The organism is uncultured Georgenia sp. (assembly GCF_937958535.1).
In the GTDB taxonomy this organism is placed as follows: domain Bacteria; phylum Actinomycetota; class Actinomycetes; order Actinomycetales; family Actinomycetaceae; genus Oceanitalea.
Map to the genome: position 1 here is coordinate 1 of NZ_CALGNQ010000165.1, position 5,613 is coordinate 5,613.

Here is a 5,613-nt window from a genome sequence, read left to right on the forward strand (position 1 = left end):
GCCGCACCCACGGCGGGTTCCCAACCTGAAGGTCGAACCCACCTCGGGCCATCCGCGCCGCGAAGTCGAGCTCCCAGTGGAGGAACCCCTGTTCCTTCGCGACCGCCTCGCACACGCACAGCCACGGATGCTCCCGCAGCACGGTCTCTACCGGAGCGACGCTCGCGAACAACTGGTCGAAGGCCTCGTAGTCCCCGAGCTCGTCCCACGACACCCCGGCGCTCAGCGTCTGGTCGTGACCACGCGTCGCCTTCGCGCTGCCGGTGTGCCGGCCGAGCAGCCCCTGGAGGGCGTCGATCCACTGGTCGAGCGTGGGAGGTTCGATCCGCTTCGTCTCGCCGTCGATCTCAAGGGTGGTGAGGCGGTCGGTGAGCGGCCAGAACCACAGCGCACACCAGGCGTCCATGACGCGGCGCAGCCGTTGGTAGGCGCTTCCGGCGTCGTTCAGGGCCGCCTCGATCTGGTGGCGCTGCACGCGGCCACCGACCGGCAGGTCGTCGGCGCCCCACACGTCGATGGAGCGGCGGATCTCCTGCTCGGCGACCTGGAGCCGTCGCAGTGCGATCTGCCAGAGCCGCTCCACGCGGTAGGAGAGGTCGACCAGCGCGTCGATCTGCTTCTTGCTCGGCTTGCTCCGGATCTTGCGTTGCCAGGCACGGAGCCGGTCGCGTGCCTCGGGAGCGAGCTCCTTGGCCTCCTTCGCGTCCGTCGTCGCACCCCAGCCCTCGGCGGGGAGGAGGAAGTGGTGGATGCCGCCGTCCAGGCCGGTGGCGAGGCGGTCGTGCTCGGCGTCCTCGGCGAGGGAGGTGAGCGGCACGTCGCGGGGTACCGCCTTGAGCCAGCTCTTGTCGCTCACCCGGCCGCGGCGGAAGACCGCGCGGCGGGCACCGATGAGGGAGTTGCCGCGCCGCAGGTGCAGACCGAACCAGGGCGCGTCGAGCCCCGCGACCATCGTGTCGAGCCACAGGGAGATCTCGGCGAGCTCCACGGCGGTGGCGTTGAGGTCCACCCCGTAGACCTGGTGCAGCGCGATGTAGGCCTTGACCTTCTGCAGCGCCCGCGGGTACTCGTCGGGGTCGATCCGCTCGCCGGTCTCCTCCTGGCGGCGCTTGAGGTACTCCTCGGCGAGCTGGCGCACCGCCTCGATGGCGAACGCGCCGGACCCGAGTGCCGGCTCGCAGACGGTGAGGTCGAGGATCTCCCGCGCCGGCGTCCTGCGGCCGTCCTGGTCGAGAAGCTCGGCGAGGGCCTGGGAGACGGTGAAGCGGGTGAGGACCTCGGGGGTGTAGTAGGAGGCCGACTGCTGGCGCGCCCTCCCGGAGAGGCGGAAGACGAAGGACCCACGTTCGTGCAGGACCGCCTTCTTCTCACCGGTGTGCGGGTCCTCGACCTTGACGAAGTCCTTCTCGGCGATGTGGCCGGCGCGGTCGACCGGAACCACCCAGGAGCCCTTCGAGGCGTCACCGTTCTTGGCCACCTCGTACAGGTCCTCCTCGGCGAAGAAGCCGGTGTAGGACATGAGGCCCTCGTAGACCGCGCCGAGCTGGTTGATGCCGAGCTCGGCGTAGGAGATGAAGCCGCGGTCCTTGCCGCGGGTCTCCTTGCTCAGGAGGAGGTGGCGCAGCACCTGCTGCATCGCCTCGTCCCCGAGACCGACCTCGTCGATGAGCGCGGTCGCCTCCGGGGTGAAGAGGTCGGCCTTGAGGTTGCGGAAGGTCAGGCCCTCGACGGCGGCGGCGTCCTCGGCGGCGCTCCCGCCGTCGTGCCCCTCCCCCACGAGGCGGAAGAGGACGCCGAGCGACTGGTACAGGTGGGTGCCCTCTTTGGCCTGCGGCGAGGTGAGCTCCACGAGGGTGAGGTCGCGGAGCCGGTCGAGGCTGTAGCCGCGCTCGTACTCCGGTGCCCCGGTGGGCAGCACGCCCATCTCGGGTGACGCCTCGGCGTAGAGGAGGAAGAGGATGCGGTAGAGGAAGCGCAGTGCCTGTTGTGCCAGCGGCTGGGCCTGGTCGGCAGGCAGGGGCGGGAGCCCCTTGCGGCTGCGCCGGTGGACGACCTCGTTGCCGATGATCTCGATGGACATCCGCACGCCGTCGCGCAAATCCTCGGAGACGCCCACGGTGTGGCGGACGGAGTCCTCCAGCACCTCGGTCCACCAGATGCTGCCCTCGGCGTCGGGGGCCAGGGACTCGGCGCTGAGGCAGGTCAGCGCCCGGTCCACCTCTCCCCCGCGGGTGTCGTCGGCCCGTTCGGCCACGAGCTGGAGGTCGACGGCGAGGTAGCGTCCCTCGGCCCAGCGCTCGCGTTCGGCGACGAGGGCGTACCGGCCGGCGAGGACCAGCGCGAAGGCGGGTGCGCCGTCGGACACGAAGAGCGTGGAGAGGGTGCGCGCGACGGAGGTGAGCTCGGTGTCCTCGTCGTGCCGGTAGGGCCGCAGCAGGGTCGGGGCGTCCTTGGCGAGCAGCTCGTCGACGGTCTGGACGGGGACGGCCTCGACCACCGCCAGCGGTCCGGCCTCGTTGAGCCCTGCCCTGCCGATCCGGACAACGGGACCGTCCGGGTCCGGCCGGGTGTGGGTGAGGCCCGGCCGGGTGTAGCCGAGGACGTCGAGGAGCTGGTCGTGGACGGCGGCGACGGCGGCCGTGGGGTCCTCGGCCTCGGCGAGGCCGGCGAGCTGGTCGAGGAGCGCGCGGCGGGTGGCGGTGAAGCGGGTGCGGACCGTCCCGGCGTCCTTCTCCGCCTGCCACTGCTTGCGACGCTCGAGCACCTTGGCCTGGAAGGACTCCTTCGTGGCGTCGGTGGTGAAGTAGTGCTCGCTGATCCAGTCCTCGCCGACGATGAGGGCGTCGCTCACGGCCATCAGTGCTGACCTCCGGTGTAGTCGTTGGGGACGACGACGAGCAGGGGGCGGACGAGGGTGCGGCTGGGGAGCATCGCCTCGGCGAGCTCGCGTTCGGCGTCGACCCGCTCCTTGCGGCCGCGCAGCTGTTCACGCTGGATGAGCGCTGCCGCCTCCTCGTCCCAGCGGCGGGTGCGGTCGACCCAGGCGCGGACCCGTTCGGCGGTGGAGTCGGCCGCCGCCTGGGTGACCCCCTCCATCGTGCGCAGGGCGGAGTCGACCGCGGGCCCGAGGAAGCGCTGCAGGTGGGCCGTGTCGGTCAGGGCGCCGACGTTGACGGTGCGGTCGGTGAAGCCGGCGGACTCCAGCGCGGCCGTGGCGGAGGCGTGTGCCTGGGTGGCGGCGAAGGACGGGTTGTCCGGGTTGAGGAAGGTCGCGGTGAGGAAGCTGGCGGCCACCACCTGTCCGCGCTGGTTCGTCAGGGTGCCCTGGAGGACGACCGTGAGGTCCTCACCGTCGCCGCGGACGGCGAAGACCTGGTCGCGCCCGAGGGTGGCCAGGGCCCGGTCGGATACCCAGTCCAGGACGGGGTGCAGCGGGGCGAGGTAGCAGGCCTCGGGCCAGGCGGACTGGGTCTCGTCCTGCAGCGCCCGCTCCAGCTCGGCCAGCCCCTGCTGGGTCGAGGTGGCCAGCTGCAGCTTCTCGTGGACGCGGCGGGTCCTGAGGTAGGGCTGCGGGAGCACCTCCAGGCGCTGGCGCAGGTCGGGCGGCGGGACGAGCTCGGCGACGTGGTGCTGGGCGTGGTTGCGCCACGAGACGCCGTTGGGCGGTGGTGAGCCGGGGGTGTGGAGCACCTCCTCCAGCGCCTGCTCGAGGTAGGTGAGGTCGGCCGGGAAGAGGGCGTCCTCGTGGGTCTCCGGCTCGGTCGCCGCCGGCTGCGCGGGCTGCTGGGTGAGGCGGGCGAAGAACGCCGCCACGTCGGTGCCCGCGGTGACCTCCTCGACGTCGCGGACGACGTCGTCCAGCTCCTGGCTGCCGGCGAGCACCTCGGCGATGGCCTTCTCCTCGGCCGCGACGTCGTACTCGCCCATGAGGGAGGCGGAGTCTCCCAGGGTGCGGTGGGCCTCGTGCTCCTTCTCCACGAGCCGGGTGAGCACCCGGACGTCACCGCTGAAGCGCTCACTGGCGGGCTGGAGCAGCAGGGTGGTGATCTGCGGGCGGCGCTTCTGTCCGTACCGGTCGATGCGGCCGTTGCGCTGCTCGATGCGGATGAGGCTCCACGGGATGTCGAAGTGGACGAGCTGGTTGCACTGGGTGTGCAGGTTGACGCCCTCGGAGGCGACGTCGCCGGTGACGAGCACCCGGATCGGTGAGGAGGCCTGCTTGAAGGACTCGACCACGTCCTGCTGGGTGACGTCGTCGAGGCCGCCGTGGAGGATCGCGACGTTCTCCGGCTTGAGCCCGAGGTCCTTGACCAGCCTCGTCTGCAGCCAGCGCAGCGTGGGCACCCGCTCGGCGAACACCACGGCTCGCTCCTGCGACCCCGTGCCGACGCCGATCTCCTTGAGCAGCTCGACGAGCTTGTCGTACTTGCCCGACCGGGAGTCGAGCGCGCGCCGGGCCAGCTCCTCCAGCCGGGCCAGCGCCTCGTCCTCCCGTGAGGTGGCGCTGCCGTCGCGAGAGGCGATGCGGCGCCGACGTTCGACGACCGTCTCGAGCAACGCGGCCGGTGAGGAGAGGAACGCCTTCGCCAGCGTCCACGGGAAGAGGCGGTTGTTGCCGTGGACCGGGCTCACGCCGTCCTCGGGGTACAGCCAGACGCGGTCGAGCTCCTCGGCGATCTCGTCCTCCACCGGGCCGGCCGGCACGAGGAGGTTGCGCGGCGGCATGCGCTCGGCCCAGTCCGCACCCACGGTACTCGCCACGTCCTCGGAGTGGCGGTGACGGCGGATGATGAGCCGCTTGACGAGCTCCTCGTCGAGCTCGCCGTCCGGGCTCACCGCGCTCGGCTCGAGCATCCGGATGAGCTCGGCGAAGGACTCGGCCTTGCCGTTGTGCGGGGTGGCCGAGGCGAGGATCAGTGCCTCGGCGCGCTCGGCGAGGAGCCGGGCGAGCCGGTTGTTCTGGGTGCGGGAGTTGGTGACGTTGTGGGACTCGTCGATGACGACGGCGTCCCAGTGCTGCTTCTCCAGGTGCGCCAGGTAGCGGTCGGACTTGAGGGTGTCGATGGAGACGATGACGCGCTTGTAGTACGCGAAGGGGTTGCGGTTGGCCGGCAGCTTCTGCCGGATGCGCTGGATGCCGACGGAGTCCAGGCGCACGAAGGGCAGCGAGAACCGGGTCCACAGCTCACGCTGCATCTGCTCCAGGACGTGCCGCGGCGTGACGACGAGGATGCGCTCGCCCCGACCGCGGCGGACGAGCTCGGCCAGGATCATCCCGATCTCGATGGTCTTGCCGAGGCCCACGGCGTCGGCGAGGAGGATGCGGGGGCGCAGGTTGTCCGGGTCGAGGGCCTGCCGCACCGCGGCCACCTGGTACGGGAGCGCGTCGGCCAGGCCCCGGTGGGCGACGGTGAGCCGGGGGTCGGTGAGCGGGACGGCCGTCTTGCGGAGCGTCGCCTCCAGCCACAGGCGACTCTTGCGGTAGCCCGGTGAGCCGTCGGCGACGACCTGGGTCTTCCTGGGGTCGGCCTCCTGGATGTCGTCGAGCGCGGTGGAGAAGGTGGCCTCGGTGTCGCGGACCAGCTCCGACAGGCCCTGGACGTGGACGAACCA

General features: G+C 71.5%; 2 protein-coding genes. Both read right to left on the reverse strand.

Features of this window, described 5'->3' with window-relative positions; translation table 11 throughout:
- The coding region (locus tag Q0195_RS08880) for a DNA methyltransferase (RefSeq protein ID WP_366518088.1) at positions 1-2,857 on the reverse strand (2,857 nt) is incomplete at its 3' end.
- A partial coding sequence (locus Q0195_RS08885) for a helicase-related protein (RefSeq protein ID WP_299277258.1) occupies positions 2,857-5,613 on the reverse strand: 2,757 nt, incomplete at its 5' end. The genes Q0195_RS08880 and Q0195_RS08885, both read right to left, overlap by 1 nt.